Raw genomic sequence first — 16,318 nt, forward strand, 5'->3', positions numbered from 1 at the left:
ATTTTTACATGGTATGAATTTAGGTATCATTCAAAAATGAAGGAAAATTAAAACGATTTTATAAAAATTTTTTAAAGTAGTTAAAAACTATAAGACAAAAATAGGCCTAATAAAGGCCTATTTTTTTAAAACACTAAAAACTATTGTGCTAAAACATTTAAGCTAATAATCGTATAGCTCTGATCTTTAGGTTTTAATTTCAAATTTAGAGGAGCTGTTACTTCTACTAAATACTCTCCAGCTTTTGGAAACGTAAGCTCAACTTGACCGTTGCTTCCTGCCTTAAACTGCTGCGCTTGCTTCTCAGTTGCACCCTTTTCTCTTAAATTCACTTCAGCATAAGCTAAAGGTTGCCCTTTTTCAGTTATGGTTAATTTAACAGGTTGAACAGCTTTAATCTGGTTAGGATGTACAGAGAAACTAACTTTAATCGGTGTATTCGGAAGTTGAATATCTGAAACTTTTCCTTTAGAAAGATAACTCTGCAATATCCACTCACGTGTTACTTGTTCTGTTTTAATTGTTTTTGTTTTAAGGTCAGTCGGAATCAAATATTCACGCTCTGCTTTCGGTGGAGCTTTATCAGCTGGCATATCAAAAAATAAATGCCATGCTTTTTGGTCGTATACATATTTCAAAGGATAATTTGCCTGAGTTTGAACAATGTATGTGCCTTCTTCAGGTAGATCTACATCAAAAACAGTAGCAGACTTATTCAGGGCTTCTGAATTGACGGTTTTAAGCTCATTTTTAGGTGTAATTACAGTAAGCTTAGCATCCTTTAAAGCATATTCACTATTTAATGCTTCTTCCGCATAACCAGCAATTACGGGTACTTGAGTTTGTTCAGTTTTATAAGCTACAGGAGCTACATAAGGTTCATGAGCAAAGCCTGTTGTAGATATCAATGCAAGTGACATCATTAGAAATCTATTCATTATTACAAAATCCTGTTATACGCAAAGTTAAAATTTCAGACAAAATATAAGCGGATACAGTATACACAAATAAAAATAATTCTTATTATCATTAATAAATTTAATTTTACTAAAAAAGAAATACGCAAACTTTCCCCTCAATATTTTAGTTTTTTATTATTCTGTTCTCTTTTCCCTTATACTTCTCTTTTTGAGTCTTGCTTCAACTTATTATGGCGTCCCCGCAATCTCCTCTTTCCACACCTCAACATTACTCTCTCTTTTTAGCAATTTTCTCACTCGCTGTAGGTGGTTTTTGTATTGGAACCACTGAATTCGTCGCAATGGGACTGATTCAGGAAATTGCAAATAATTTAAATATTACAGTACCTGAAGCTGGTCACTTTATTAGTGCCTATGCATTGGGTGTAGTTATTGGTGCTCCTATCATCGCAATTCTTGGAGCTAAAGTACCTAGGAAAACTTTATTGCTCGGCTTAATGCTTTTTTATGGTGTTGCGAATGCCTTTACTGCTTTAGCTCATACACCTGAAACTGTTTTAATCTCACGTTTCATTGCAGGTTTACCACACGGAGCATATTTTGGAGTCGGTGCATTAGTTGCAGCTGAACTAGCGGGTCCATCAAGAAGAGCTTCTGCGGTTGCCCAAATGATGATGGGGCTTACAGTCGCAACTGTAATTGGAGTTCCTTTAGCAACTTGGTTAGGCCAAAACTTTGGTTGGAGAGCTGGTTTTGAGTTTTCAGCAACTATTGCTTTCGTCACTTTAATTGCTGTAGGTTTCTTTGTACCCAATATCCCAGTTCAAGCTACTGCCAGTATAAAAACTGAATTAGCTGGCCTTAAAAATATCAACATGTGGTTAACACTAGCAGTGGGTGCAATCGGTTTTGGAGGCATGTTTTCAGTTTATAGCTATGTCTCACCAATTTTGACTGAATATACAAAAGTTAATATCCAAATCGTTCCTATCGCTTTAGCTATCTGGGGTATAGGTATGGTTATTGGTGGTTTAGCGGCAGGATGGCTTGCAGATAAGAACCTCAACAAAACTATAGTGGGTGTATTAATTAGCTCAGCTATCGCTTTTGTTGTCGCTAGTTTTTTAATGAGTAATATCTATACTGCCATCGCATCTTTATTTTTAATTGGTCTCACGGTAATGGGATTAGGCGGAGCATTACAAACTCGTCTAATGGATGTTGCAGGTGATGCCCAAACTTTAGCTGCCTCACTCAACCACTCTGCCTTTAATATGGCCAATGCATTAGGTGCATTTTTAGGGGGCTGGGTACTCAGCCACCAAATGGGTTGGATCGCTCCAATCTGGGTAGGTTTTGTTTTAAGCCTTGGCGGTCTGATTATTTTACTTATCGCATTTGCAGTAGAAAAAGCTAACAAAAAAGCTTAATTAAAGAAAAGGCTAACTTATTACTTCTAATCAGTTAGCTTTCCACCACAGTGCGGGCAATAACATTTTTTCTCTCGAACAGACTCTTCTTCCTCTAATACTTTTTCACGCATAATTTGAATAATCAGGTTATGCGCTTGCTCTTTTGGCAATCCTACTTTTTGACGGATCCGCTCTATTTCAATTTCATTATGTAAAATATCAATACCTCGTGCTTGAAGTAGCTCACGAAACTCTTGCTCTAGTCTCTGATTCCGTTGATTAAGCTCATTTGCAAGTCCAGACGCCAAAATACCAGCAGGCAATGCTGCAATACCCACACCTAAAATAGTAATAAGCGCCCCTAATAACTTTCCTAGGCTAGTTACAGGAGTGACATCGCCATACCCCACTGTAGTTAAGGTAACCACTGCCCACCACATAGATTTAGGTATTGAACTAAAAGCTTCTGGCTGAGCTTTGTTTTCAACCACATAAATTCCAGAAGCAGTCATAATAATCATGATAATTAAAATAAAGATAACTGCTTGAAAAGATCCCTTCTCGCGTTTAATCACACATAACAATATCTGTAGTGAGATGAAATAGCGTGTTAATTTTAATAAACGAAGTAGACGTAAAATCCGAAGCATACGAAGATCGATTCGTACAAAGAAATTCAGGTAAGCTGGCAAAATTGCCATCAAATCAATAATTGCTTCCCCACTTTTCATCCAATTCAAGCGAGTTTTCCATGCGGATTGTGTCGTATCTCGATCTGCAACACTCCACAACCTTAATAAATACTCAATACTAAAAATTGCGATTGAAATATTCTCAAAGTAGTCAAACCAAATACGATAATTTGAGTACAAATCATTTACTGTTTCTAATAAAACAGCAGCGACGTTACCAATAATTAAAATAACTAAAAAATAGTTAATGCATTTACTTACCGTCGTTTCATAGTCATGGTTGTGAAGATTATTATAAAAAAACTTACGTAATCCCTTCCAAGCTGAATTATGCATATTGATCTGACCACTTAATATTGTAGATATAGTAAGCTCATCGCCTCTATTCACCAATATAGTCTTTAACAATTTTTGTTTTACTTACCCCAATATTTGAGCCTTAATTTTTTTTCATCAATTCGTGGCTACACATCGAAATTCATTCTCTTCCCACCACATCACATCATAGATGCCTGGATGCGATTTTAAGATAATATTTATATAATTTTGCAACACCATAATATGATGAGTAATATCAATTTTTCTAAATAGAAATTTTCTTAAAATCGGAGTATTTGGAGAAATAAAAATTGCGAATCCATTACTATATTCTTCATAAACACTAATTCCGAGATACATCGTTATTTCAGCTAAGGGAATCTCAATTTCCCACCCCCAGCTTTCACTATATAACTCTACATTTAAATGATATCTATTCTTTAATATACTAAAAATATATTGTGCAATATCTTCAGTTTTTTGAACTAAAATACTACCTTCATCAGCATAAGTTTTTTGGTCATATAATTGATAATCATCAAATTTAAATTCAACAATTGTCTTTAGCATTCTTAAGTTCCCTATATAAAATACTCATATTTTTTTTAATTATTTTCAAGTTCGTTCAAATATTTTAAAACAAAAATCAATTTAATATCTAGAGTAATATTTATTTTTACATTTTCATTAAATAAAATTTGATCTATTTATTATTTTCTAAGTCTAATAATGTACAAAGTCTCATTTAAAATAAAAAGGAGCTGAATAATCAGCTCCTTTTTTGTACTAAATCGACGTATTAAGTCAATTGAGCAGCTTGGATTTTCTTAGTATCAACTTGATCAGCTTCTTTAGTATATTCGCTCATCTTGTCGAAGTTTAAGTATTTGTAGATGTCAGCAGAAGCGCTGTCGATTTGCGACGCGTACTGTTGATATTCTTCTGGGCTTGGTAATTTACCAAGAACCGCAGCTACAGATGCAAGCTCAGCAGACGCTAAGTAAACGTTTGCGCCTTGACCTAAACGGTTCGGGAAGTTACGAGTAGAAGTCGATACACAAGTTGTGTTCGGCGCTACACGTGCTTGGTTACCCATACATAATGAACAGCCCGGCATCTCTGTACGTGCACCAGCACGGCCATAAATGTTATACAAGCCTTCTTCCATTAATTGGTGCTCGTCCATACGAGTTGGTGGAGCCAACCATAAACGAGTAGACAATGAACCACCAGGTACTTTGTCAAGTAACTGACCAGCTGCACGGAAGTGACCGATGTTAGTCATACAAGAACCGATGAATACTTCATCAATCTTATCGCCTTGAACGTCAGAAAGAAGTTTCGCGTCATCTGGATCGTTCGGGCAGCAAAGAATTGGTTCTTTGATGTCAGCTAGATCGATTTCGTAAACTTTTAAGTATTCAGCATCAGCATCAGCTTTTAACAAGCTTGGGTTATCTAACCACTTCTGCATGTTTTCAGCACGACGCGCAAGTGTACGTGCATCGCCATAACCTTCTGCGATCATCCACTTCAACATCGTGATGTTAGAACGTAGGTATTCAGCAACTTTCTCTTCAGAAAGTGTGATTGAACAGCCAGCAGCAGAACGTTCAGCTGACGCATCAGAAAGTTCGAATGCTTGCTCAACAGTCAAGTCATTTTCCATTTCTGATAAATCGATCTCAAGGATACGACCAGAGAAGATATTTTTCTTACCTTTCTTCTCTACAGTTAAATCACCCGCTTGAATTGCGTAGTAAGGAATTGCATGTACAAGGTCACGTAAAGTGATACCAGGTTGCATTTTACCTTTAAACTTAACAAGTACAGATTCAGGCATATCAAGTGGCATAACACCAGTTGCTGCTGCGAACGCAACAAGACCAGAACCCGCTGGGAATGAAATACCGATTGGGAAACGAGTATGTGAGTCACCACCAGTACCTACTGTATCTGGAAGTAACATACGGTTTAACCAAGAGTGGATAATACCGTCACCTGGACGTAAAGATACACCACCACGGTTCATGATGAAGTCAGGTAATGTATGGTGAGTTGTTACGTCAACTGGTTTTGGATACGCAGCAGTGTGACAGAAAGACTGCATCACTAAGTCAGATGAGAAGCCCAAGCATGCTAAGTCTTTTAACTCGTCACGAGTCATTGGACCTGTTGTATCTTGAGAACCAACTGTAGTCATTTTAGGTTCACAGTAAGTTCCTGGACGGATACCTTGACCTTCTGGTAAACCACATGCGCGGCCAACCATTTTTTGAGCTTGTGTGAAGCCTTTGCCAGTGTCAGCAGGTTGTACTGGAGTACGGAATAATGTAGAAGGTGCAAGACCTAATTCTTCACGTGCTTTAGCAGTTAAACCACGACCAATGATCAAGTTAATACGACCACCAGCACGTACTTCGTCTAAAAGTACTGGAGTTTTAAGATCTGCTTCAGAGATTTGCACGCCATCTTTAAAAGCAGTTACTTTTGCAGCAGCATGGTCAATTTTCAATACTACTTCGTCGCCCATGTTCATATTAGCAACGTCGATTTCTACAGGTAATGCACCTGCATCTTCCATAGTATTGAAGAAAATTGGAGCGATCTTAGAACCTAAGCACACACCACCGTCTTTTTTGTTTGGAATGTGTGGAAGTTCATCACCAAAGAACCAAAGAACAGAGTTAGTTGCAGACTTACGGCTTGAACCTGTACCAACAACGTCACCAACGTAAGCAACTTGATTGCCTTTAGCGATAAGTTCTTTAATTTGGCTTAATGGACCAACTTCACCTGGTTTTTCAGGGTTGATACCATCACGCTCGTTTTTCAACATTGCATTTGCGTGTAATGGAATGTCTGGACGGCTCCAAGCATCTTGAGCTGGAGACAAGTCATCAGTATTTGTTTCACCAGTTACTTTGAACACAGTGATTTTGATTTCTTCTGGAACGTCAGGACGGCTAGTGAACCATTCTGCTTCAGCCCAAGATTGTAAAACAGCTTTAGCAGCTGCATTACCAGCTTTTGCTTTATCTGCTACATCATGGAATGCATCAAATACAAGAAGAGTTTTCTTTAATGCTTCAGCAGCTAAGCCTGCAAGTTCGGCATTGTCAAGAAGTTCAACAAGTGGTGCTACGTTATAACCACCTAGCATAGTGCCAAGTAAGTAAACTGCACGTTCTTTAGAAACGAGTGGTGAAGTTGCTTCGCCTTTTGCAATCGCTGCCAAGAATGCTGCCTTTACGTAAGCTGCTTGGTCAACACCTGCAGGAACACGGTTTTCAAGCAAATCTACCAAGAACGCTTCTTCGCCTGCTGGTGGATTTTTTAATAGTTCAACAAGCTGAGCTGTTTGAGCGTCATCAAGTGGCTTCGGTGGGACTCCGAGTGCGGCACGTTCTTCAACGTGTTGGCGGTAAGCTTCTAGCACGGTGTTCATTCCTCTTTTTTTTGAAAAATTACTTGCAAATTCCAGCTTTCTTAAAAGCTTCACAAGTAATATGGACTACAAAAGTTTACTAGAGTTCAAGGTAAAAGTTAATGAGCGCGGGGTGTTTCTCCGTGATGCCCATTATTTTGTATCTAAATACCTGTGTCTAAATAATGAGCATATTAGGCGGATTTGAGCTATTTTTAAGCAAAAAGAGCTTTAGCCGGATGAAAATTCAATAACCTCATCCACAATTAGAATGATTTATATTTTGGCATTTTGTCATGAGGTGTTGCCAAACATTCATCCATCATTTGCTTTCTAACTTTTTCTTGGATTGCTTGAGGATCTTTTGTCAGTTCTTCTTTTGGAATTGCATAAACTTTTTCAATAATATTAAGAATGAATTTTTTAGTTATCTCATCTTCAATCTTATTTGCATGCTCAACTGCCTGAGTTTTTTCAATTGCTTGCTGACGATCAAAAACAATACTTCTTGCAGCATTTCCTACGCTAGTACAAAAGCCATGCCACTGCTCTTCTGGTGTTAATGGTTTCTTTTCCGAACAACCAACAAAGAGCAAACTCATTGCAATCAATAAAATCTTTTTCATCATTTCACTACACTAATTATTGCTGCCCATATCATACGGAAAATCATCGTTTTTGCCAAAACTGCTATAAAAAACCGAGATAACAAAATCTCGGTCTTTTGTATTAAGTACTAGAAAGGTCAGTTTCATGTTTTGGATTAATTAAAGAATTTAATATCCGTAGGTGTTGATATTTTTGCTGCATCGCCAGCTGGTTTTAAGGTGCCATTTTTTGCATCAAAACGGAATAAACTAATATTGTTACTATAAACATTGGTTACATATAGATACTTACCAGATGCATCAAATGAGAATGCACGAGGTTCAATACCATTCGCTTTATAAACAACTGGCTTAGCTAGCAATCCATTCTGTTGGATTTTAAATACTAAAAGTTTGTTGTCTGCACCTCGATTGGCAGCAATCACATATTTACCATTTGGGCTAAGGATAATTCCACTCGCACTCTTAAATTCAGGTGTTTTGTCCTCGTGGATTAGTTTTAGCTCGGCCACTTTTTTCAAATGACCATCTTGCACGTTAAATGTCACAATTTCACTTCGCATTTCTGCGGTAACATATGCATGTTTGCCATTGGGTGAAAAGACCATATGACGCGGGCCAGAACCATGTGTAAAAGTTACATCGCGGTTGGTATCCGCTTCAAGTGGCTGAGCCTTGTTCGGGTTATAACGAAATGCATAGACTTTGTCATTTCCAAGATCACTAGCATATAAATACTTACCATCCGGACTAAAAGTTGTGGAATGAGCATGTCCACTTTCTTGGCGGCCTTTGACGTGGCCAGAACCTTCCTCAAAAACAATATTTTGTACTTTTTCACCCAAATGGCCATTTGGTAAAATTGGCAAAACAGCCACACCACCACGGCCTTTATCGAACGCTGAATAGTTCGACACAAACAGGAACTTACCATCTAAACTAATTGTTGCATGTGTTGGATGTCCACCATGACTATCCACTGTGTTCAACACTTCCACCTTTCCATTTTGAATAGATAATGCGGTCACCGCACCTTCGTTTTCTTCATTAGTGGTATATGCAAAACGGCCATCTTTCGATTTCACAATCCAAGAAGGACTTTTCATTTTCAACACTTTAACGGGAGTTAAAGTTCCATCCTTATTCACGTGAAGCTGGTATAAGCCTTCACTGGCTTGTTTTGGTTTTTGCGCAAGCGGTGCATTAGGAATTGATGTCCATGTACCTACTAAAGCAATTTGTTGTTGTGCAGCATTTACGGTGGAGCACCATCCAAATGACAAAAGCGTCAATGACAATGTTGCTGTTAATTTTTGAATTAGGCCACGATATTTAACGTTGATATCGTTTTCCTTGCCATTTTTAATTTCAACATAAGTATCTATATTCACTACTATATCCTTGAAAAAACCCACCTTATTTGCATTTATCAACAAGGTATATCAATCTAATTTCATTTAATGTTTCTGAAAACTAATTTATAAAACAGCAATTTTCAAGTGAATTTTCTTTAATCAATACCTATCCAAGGCTTCTTTACTCTTAAGAGAAGCGATACTTTAAATCATAAATACTAAACTTTTTTAAATGTTATTAAATTAAAAGCCCACAATAGTGAGCTTTTAATTCATTCATTATTGGTTTCAATCAACTAAAAGCGCCAATTGTAGAATAAGTCGATCGCTCTTTCTAAAGACTGACTTGCTTCTAAGTATAAACGTCGATTCATTTGATAACGTAAAGTAAGTTTATTTACAGGAGTAAACACCCCAACACCATAGCGAATAAACAGATCTGGTGTGATATAACCCGTTAAACTCACTTGCGTATCATCACCTGTACCTTGTGCATCTAAAGCTAGGCCGCTCAAACCAAACGTACGTCCAATCTGGTTAGTTAAAGCACGTGTACCACCCAAGCCCATACTAATACCTGCAGCTGCAATGGTGTTGTTTACATCAGATTTAAAACCTTCTGCATTACTCAAGCCACTCGAACCTTCATTAATACGACCAGTCACAAGCGCATTCAATGCTTCTTGCTCAGATAAGCCTGCATCGTTATAGACCTGAATGTTTGGTGATGTCGCAGTACCTGTAACACGTACGCCAACCATGCTTCCCTGAACATTTTTGTTCGCATCGATATCTAAAGTCGGGTTAGCCAATGGTCCATTAAAACGGGCAATTGCTCGGTTCAAGTCTAGACTTTGTCCATAAGCTTCAATTTTCACTTTTTGGCTGACACCAATCGCCCCATTAGCTCTCATTGCAGTTTCATAACCACGTTGGCTTAAGTTTAGACGACCAACTAATGGAATATTACTGTTAAAGCCTTGGAAGATAACTTGTTTTCCAATATTAACAGAAATATCAGCTCGAATATCCCAAGGTTTAGCGGCCCGTAAAATTGCAAGTGGGTCTTGACCTTGGCGCACGATGCGAACATCTGATGAAGTATTAATAATTGGAGCAGTCGTTTCTGGCATTGAAATACGTGCACGAGGAACATCTACAGATCCTTTTAAACTTAACCGCTTATCAAAAGGATACATATCAAGTGTCAGATTCGGGTTGGCAATTGCGGTAATTAATGGCGCTTGACGTACCAGTAAATTATCACCTTTCAGATTTAATTGAAGACGTGGCGCATCTTTCCACTCAAAACTACCTTTAAGCAAGCCTACACCTTGCCCACTATTAAATGCTCCATCAATTGTTGCCATATCCTGACGAATTGATGAATATACCTGCACATTGGTTAGATTTACTGGCAAAGAAATCATGCTAATCGCACCATTTTTCAGACGCATTTCACCAGTAAACTGAGGTTGAGTTAATGTACCGTTGACTTTACCAGCCAAGGCTAACGTTCCACTCATTGAGCGAACATCTTGAATAAATGGTTTCAAGACTTTTAATTGAACATCATTAAAGGCCACTTCACCATGCATTGGCATTGAAGACTGGAATGGGTTGATAATAACGTTCGCGTAACCCGTACCAATATCTGGTGTTTTCACATCAACTCGGAATAACAGTCCCTCTGATACACTTTTTGCAATCACGCCTAACTCATCATAAGCCAGAGTAGTCGCAGGGTCTTGCGGATCTTCAGCAGCTAAACCGATTTCACCTTTACGCGTAATTAAACGTGCATCAAGTTTTGGATTACCACCATTTACCCACGATGCCTTGGCGTAACCATTTAATTGTCCGGTCATCGCTAAGCCTTCTGGCATAAATGCTGCGAAGTCACTTAAATCCATGTTCTGAGTTACAAAAGAAACATTACCTCGTGCTTTACTCACTCGTACCGGCTGATCAAAACATAGTTGACTATTGGTACTTTGCCAGCAATGTTGACCCACATATAGCTCAGATTTCGCTGAAGAAAAAATTACTGGAGCATTTTGATTTTGTGCCAGACGAATTCGTCGTGAATCAAAACTTCCTTTTTGGATTTGACCTAACCAATCATTCTTTTGATTAAATCCACCTGCCAACTGAACATAGAACTTGGAAACACTATTATTGCCAAGTACTTTCAATAAATGTGCTTTTCTTGTTCCTGTCAAATTCACTTCAGCAGACTGGATTTCTCTATTTCCGCTACGCAGATTATTTAATTTTGCGGTTAATTGAGTCGGTGTTGTTTCCGATGTTGGAAGCTCACCCTGAATACTCAATCTCTTCACACTTACAAGTGTATTAAAAGCAAAATTATCTACGGCAATATTGGCTGTTGCTTTTAAACGTGGTTGTGATTGAACATTCAAATCACCATAAGCTCGTCCGCGCAGTCCTGGATATAACTCGTAGAGTGCTGGCGCATTCAGCTTAATTTTTAGATTTTGTGCATTGCCAGTAGCTTGTAACTGGTTCTGTCCATACACTAAAAATAAGTTATTCGCTTCAAATTGCTGAGGTAAAAAGCCATTTTGATTGGAATCCATCAATAGAGATAGATTACCCTTACCCCGAACAGGTTTATTATTTAAAAAGCCTGCAAGATTCAATTGCTGAATATTAATTCGCTTCAAGTGATCAGACCAAACCCCTTGAGTTTTCAGGTTTCCTGAAATTTCACCTTTAACAGTTGAGGCAAAATATTGAGGCTTAAAGCGTACTAATGAACTATTAATATCCCATGCAATGCGGTCTTTTAAATTGACAGAACCAGTAGCATAGATTTTTCCAGCCACCCCATCATGTTGTAACTGGCTAATTCGAATAAAATCTGGCGTGCCCGCTATAGAAAACTTCAACAAACCATTTGCCTGTTTTAAGGCTTTTAAAGACCCGTCATAATTAACCGCAAAGCCTTTAAAGCCGCCACCAGCTTTAACATCATGAAATAATAATGCTGCTGTACTTTTTCCACCTAAACTTACAGTTTCTTGACCTGCTTGAGCTAATCGACCAGTTAAATCAATTTTCTCAAACTGAATAATTTGCTGGTTTGGTTTAGCGAAACCATTTGCCTTAATCGAACCGTTTAATAAATTGACCGGCGCTGCTGCATGAATACTTTGCGGATTAAAATCTTTTGCATTTAATAAAGCATTCCAAGCCAGCTGACGTTTTTCAGTAGGTAATAAAACTTTAGCCTGACCTGTTAAGCTACCTTTTTCAGCAGCAAAACTAAAATTAGGCACATTTAAGATATTATCTTTAACATTCAGGTTGGCTAGATATTGTCCTGCTGGCAATAAAGTTTTTTCATGCTGATATACTTTTGTAGCAACCTTAATATCTTGTTGACCGTCACGTAATGTTAAATCGACTTGACCATTATCACTACTTAACCATCCAATATAAGGCATTGCACGGTCTATATTCGCCCACGCCACATTCATGAGCATTGGTTGAGGTTTATTATTTTTTTCAGGCGCCTGATTAAGCTTGAGTTTCCAAGACTCATAACGGTCAAAATCAACGTTAGCAAATACTTCTGTGCCTTTTTCCAAAGAACCAGTTGAAGCAATAGCAGCATCTAAACTTGGCGGTAAGAAGTCTTGAACCACCTGAGGAATCGCTTTGTCTTTAGGATTAATGCGATCTAAACGACCTTTGATGTCCCAAGTCACATGATCTTTCCAATTCACCAGACCTTTCAGATTAACGGCACCTTTCATAACTTGGCCATTAAAATCGGTAATATTAAGCTGATGAACTAAATCAGTATTCATTAAAGCGTTGTACTGACCTTCAGGTAAATTCTCACCCTTTAAATCTGTATCAAGTGCCAAATTAAGCTGTTTAATATCACCTTGAAACTTAATCACACCATTTTTTGCAAATAGTTTTTGTTCTTGTAGCAAAGGTAAATGATAGTTTTTTAATAATAGTTCACCTTGCATTGGAACTTCATCGCGAACCGGATGCAATATTACCCAACCTGTTAATAGATCGGGAGTGGTTGTTGCAACCCCAGCTTTTATAGTATCTAAACTTCCCCGAGCAGCCACTTTAATATTTTGAATATTTAGACTTTTTAAAGATGGGATTCTTAAATCTGCTGTGGCATCTAATGGATATTTACCACTGAAATCCATTTTACCTGTTGCGTTATGGACTGAAAGATAGCCCATATCCATACTAGATTTTTCAAATTCCAGTTTGGTCTCTGACCAAAGTGCATCCTGCAAATGAACGTCATGAAAACTTACATCTGAGGTTGCCAACTTAATTTCTAAATGATCAACATCACCTTCATCTACGCGTAAAACAAAGGGTAACTTGATTGGTTTAAATTCAAACGGTTTACCAGAAGGCGGAGTTTTATTAATAATACGTAAGTTGCGTACATCTGCATGGCTTAAATGCACTTCTTTTTCTAATAATAAAGAACGCCATCCTAAGCCTACATCAGCTCGATCTAATGAAACATCAACGTCTTTTAATTGCACCAACACATTTTTGAGAATAATGCCTCGCAATAAGTTGCCGCCTTCGTATTCATATTTAATTATTTTCTGAGCTTCTAAAACCCGATCTAATAAAAAACGGCTTCCGCGATCCGTTGACATCATGATGACTAACGAAGAAGCCAATAATAACAATATGATCAATATCGTCAGCAAGAAGCTACGCAAAATGCGACGCTTCTTCTTAGGAGAGCTTGGTGCCGAAGTGGGCTGCTGTTCTACTTCCGCCATAAAATAAACCTAATAAAATTTTATTTTTAAAGTTGTGGGCCTATAAAGAAATGTAAACGAATCGGATGGTTCTCATCTGAAATACCCGAAGCGACATCTAAACGGATTGGCCCAATTGGAGACTTCCAGCGAATTCCGACCCCAACACTATAAGCTGCTGGATTACTGAAATCTTTATCGTAAGCATTACCAAAGTCAGAGAAAACAGCTGCTCGCCATCCATCTTTGAACTGATAGTTATATTCTAAAGAACCTACAGCTAAAGCTTGGCCCCCAATTTTATATCCATCTACTTCTGGAGAAAGACTTTTATAGTCAAATCCACGAATCGTTTGGTCACCACCCGTAAAGAATCTAAGATTGTATGGAACTTTGTCAAAGTCATCTGTAAAAATATAACTAAGGTCAGATCTTCCAACAAATTGGTGATCATCATTTTTACCTAGAGAATAAATAAATCTCCAGCCTGCACTCGCAATCGCCATATTGGCATCAGACAGTAAACTCTCACTGCCTAATTCTAATTTATAAGTTTGTTTAAAAGCTTTTGTTGGGTTTAAACGTGTATTACTTGAGGTTTTAGATGTTTCATAACTAAACAATAATGCTTCTTGCTCAGATGCAGCTGTTTTAAAAGCATCTGGTAATTCAGAAATATCAACATTACCTTTTTGGGTCAAACGATCTAAACGATAACGAACACCAATAGTATGCTGCCAATTTCCTAATGGACGTTTGATTACGCGCTCCCCACCCACAACAGCAGATTCGGTTAACAGGCTTACATCTGGACCGATATCATCCCGTGTTTCACGCTCATAACCGCCGACGATATTAAAATAGTCATTTAACGGATGTTTATAGGGAATACTATATCGACCATCAATCGATTGGCGAATTTCAGAAACTTCCAAGTTGGCATCAAATGAATGACCATATTTATTTACGATAGAACGGCGATATTGACTACGTAAACGTGCACCCGTATCGGTTCCATAACCAATACCAGTTTCCAAACTATTTAGCTTGTCAGCATTTAAAGTCACAATAACTGGAATTCTTTTTGTTTCACGTGCTTGAGCTTGTAAATGATCCTGTTCAGTTTCCTGTTCATCATGCTGAGCTGCGGCGCTTTGCAACATCGCAGTTTGAGGCTCTGCCTGTTTTGCATTTTGTGTTCCGGCAAACTGTTTTTCATCGACTACGTTTTGCGTAACTTCTTTATTGGATGTCGCTAATTGACGTGCTTTCGCAAGTTGTCGTTGTTCTGGTGAAAGTAAATTAGACTCATCAACATCAATATTTTGTTCATCCACCAAAGCTTGTAAATCTGGTGGTAGCTCAAGTGGCTTTTCAATTGGGTCTGGTTTAATACTATCAACCAAGGTGTAATTGAAATAACGTGAGTTGGTTAGGTTATTTGCGAGCACATTTACACGCCAGAAGGCATAGTCATCACCCTCTTTCCAAGGCGCCATACTTTCTAAGATATTTTGGTTTAATGGCAAAGGTTTCGAAGGATCACTCATACGAAACTCGACCTTGTCTAATTTATAGCGCTCACCAGTCTCGTAGCGTAAATTGATATCGGCCTTATTTTCTGGCTGACTTACTTTTACATCATGCAATCGCCAATAAGCATCAAAATAACCATTATTAGATGCGGCATCAACAATACGGCTTTTAGTGGTTTCATATAAACCGTGGTTAAAGATATCACCCACATCTTGATCGGGAACTAAACGAATAACCTGAAATTGCGGCTGCTTTTCGCCTGGACCGGTAAACTCAATATTTTGCTCATTAATTCGTACTGGTTCATTTGGTGTCACTCTGACACGAACACGACTCGGACTTAATTTTTCAAATCGGAACTCAGCATTATAGTAGCCAACAGCTTGAGCAGCCTGATTACTTAATGTTCTAAGCTGAGGTAAAGCAGCATTGAAGTCTTCAAATGACTCTTGGGTAAATGTTGAAAGCTTACCTTTAATATTTTTAGCCAACACATCTGAAGCACCTTCTACCTCTGCGCTAATACGCGGTACTTGTTCCATCGGAATTGCACGCGGCGGACGTACTTTATTTAAAATACGCTTAAAGAAACCAACTTGCTCAGGCGGTTCTTCGGCCTCTGGTGTCAATTCAGGCAGTGTTTTTCCAGTCTCATTGGCTTCAACTACAATCTTACTATCAGACTTAATCTCTTGCATAAGCTGATCAATATTTACAGGTGCCTGTTTAATTTCCTGTATTTCAGACTGCGTTGCATCACTTACAGTAACTTCAGGCTGCTTTTGAGTCCCATTTTGAAAGTTCTGCGTTTCATTTTTAGCTTCTTCGGCTACCCTATAAATTTCATTTGCCATGTTTTGATCAACAGGCAAGTCGGGTAAATCTTCAAGATTATCAAGAGTAATTGGCTTAAATTCATCAATTTGATTTGGAAATTGTTCTTGTTGTTGCAATATAGCCAAGCTATCTTGTTGCTGCTGAGCTTGGGTTACAAGTGTAGCGATATCTGTAACTGGAGCAGTATATTGCTCGTTAACCTGAGCTGATTGTTCAGTTGACTCATCAGATACTGTCTGGTTTAAAGTTGTTGATGAACTATTCTCAACAGAAGTTTGAGCAAAACTTGGCGTTACGCAAACGCTTAACAACAAGCTGCTACAAATAAGTTTAGGAATGCCCTGCATTTTTAAAATTAAATGCATAGAATGTGAGAGAGTTGACTGTTTAAACTTAATTTTAGAAGGCATAGAAAACTCTAGACTTATT

Annotated in this window: 9 protein-coding genes; 1 reads left to right on the forward strand and 8 read right to left on the reverse strand. The window is 38.0% G+C overall.

All coding sequences use genetic code 11. The annotated features are described in order from the left end of the window. Positions 1–140: 140 nt before the first annotated feature. Positions 141–938 (reverse strand): DUF4198 domain-containing protein, encoded by a 798-nt coding sequence (locus ACTJJG_RS01785; RefSeq protein WP_032063242.1) that lies wholly within the window; start codon positions 936–938, stop codon positions 141–143. Positions 939–1,150: 212 nt separating this feature from the next. On the opposite strand from ACTJJG_RS01785, the gene ACTJJG_RS01790 reads away from it, so the two are divergent. Continuing rightward, positions 1,151–2,350, forward strand: a complete 1,200-nt coding sequence (locus tag ACTJJG_RS01790; RefSeq protein ID WP_032063243.1) for an MFS transporter — start codon at positions 1,151–1,153, stop codon at positions 2,348–2,350. A gap of 26 nt (positions 2,351–2,376) precedes the next feature. Here the strand turns inward: ACTJJG_RS01790 and ACTJJG_RS01795 are convergent, their stop codons facing one another. The 7 genes from ACTJJG_RS01795 to ACTJJG_RS01825 all read right to left on the reverse strand — a co-directional run bounded on the left by ACTJJG_RS01795 (position 2,377) and on the right by ACTJJG_RS01825 (position 16,299). Then, positions 2,377–3,360 carry an ion transporter gene (locus ACTJJG_RS01795; protein ID WP_032055694.1) on the reverse strand — a complete coding sequence of 328 codons (984 nt, stop codon included), beginning with the start codon at positions 3,358–3,360 and terminating at the stop codon, positions 2,377–2,379. A 117-nt stretch (positions 3,361–3,477) separates the two neighbouring features. Continuing rightward, the gene (locus tag ACTJJG_RS01800; RefSeq protein WP_017385424.1) at positions 3,478–3,912 is read right to left on the reverse strand and encodes a hypothetical protein; all 435 of its coding nucleotides are present in this window, start codon (positions 3,910–3,912) and stop codon (positions 3,478–3,480) included. Positions 3,913–4,141: 229 nt separating this feature from the next. Then, complete coding sequence (locus ACTJJG_RS01805) at positions 4,142–6,781, reverse strand: bifunctional aconitate hydratase 2/2-methylisocitrate dehydratase (protein ID WP_002119674.1); 2,640 nt, start codon at positions 6,779–6,781, stop codon at positions 4,142–4,144. A 254-nt stretch (positions 6,782–7,035) separates the two neighbouring features. Then, positions 7,036–7,398, reverse strand: coding sequence for a hypothetical protein (locus ACTJJG_RS01810; RefSeq protein WP_005068569.1), 363 nt, complete (start codon positions 7,396–7,398; stop codon positions 7,036–7,038). A gap of 134 nt (positions 7,399–7,532) precedes the next feature. Next, on the reverse strand, positions 7,533–8,768 hold the full coding sequence (locus ACTJJG_RS01815) for a lactonase family protein (protein ID WP_032055688.1): 1,236 nt from the start codon (positions 8,766–8,768) through the stop codon (positions 7,533–7,535). Positions 8,769–9,028: 260 nt separating this feature from the next. Beyond that, positions 9,029–13,537 (reverse strand): translocation/assembly module TamB domain-containing protein, encoded by a 4,509-nt coding sequence (locus ACTJJG_RS01820; protein ID WP_032055686.1) that lies wholly within the window; start codon positions 13,535–13,537, stop codon positions 9,029–9,031. 26 nt (positions 13,538–13,563) lie between these two features. Further along, positions 13,564–16,299: an autotransporter assembly complex protein TamA gene (locus ACTJJG_RS01825; RefSeq protein WP_372552751.1), complete on the reverse strand. Its 2,736-nt coding sequence runs from the start codon at positions 16,297–16,299 to the stop codon at positions 13,564–13,566. Positions 16,300–16,318 lie beyond the last annotated feature (19 nt).

This window comes from Acinetobacter sp. 22512 (assembly GCF_052044755.1).
Classification (GTDB): domain Bacteria; phylum Pseudomonadota; class Gammaproteobacteria; order Pseudomonadales; family Moraxellaceae; genus Acinetobacter; species Acinetobacter pittii.

What these genes read in the sequence shown, in the direction of transcription:
- ACTJJG_RS01785 (WP_032063242.1), bottom strand. Translation starts at nt 938, where the DNA reads ATGAATAGATTTCTAATGATGTCACTTGCATTGATATCTACAACAGGC.
- ACTJJG_RS01790 (WP_032063243.1), top strand. Translation starts at nt 1,151, where the DNA reads ATGGCGTCCCCGCAATCTCCTCTTTCCACACCTCAACATTACTCTCTC.
- ACTJJG_RS01795 (WP_032055694.1), bottom strand. Translation starts at nt 3,360, where the DNA reads ATGCATAATTCAGCTTGGAAGGGATTACGTAAGTTTTTTTATAATAAT.
- ACTJJG_RS01800 (WP_017385424.1), bottom strand. Translation starts at nt 3,912, where the DNA reads ATGCTAAAGACAATTGTTGAATTTAAATTTGATGATTATCAATTATAT.
- ACTJJG_RS01810 (WP_005068569.1), bottom strand. Translation starts at nt 7,398, where the DNA reads ATGATGAAAAAGATTTTATTGATTGCAATGAGTTTGCTCTTTGTTGGT.
- ACTJJG_RS01820 (WP_032055686.1), bottom strand. Translation starts at nt 13,537, where the DNA reads ATGGCGGAAGTAGAACAGCAGCCCACTTCGGCACCAAGCTCTCCTAAG.
- ACTJJG_RS01825 (WP_372552751.1), bottom strand. Translation starts at nt 16,299, where the DNA reads ATGCCTTCTAAAATTAAGTTTAAACAGTCAACTCTCTCACATTCTATG.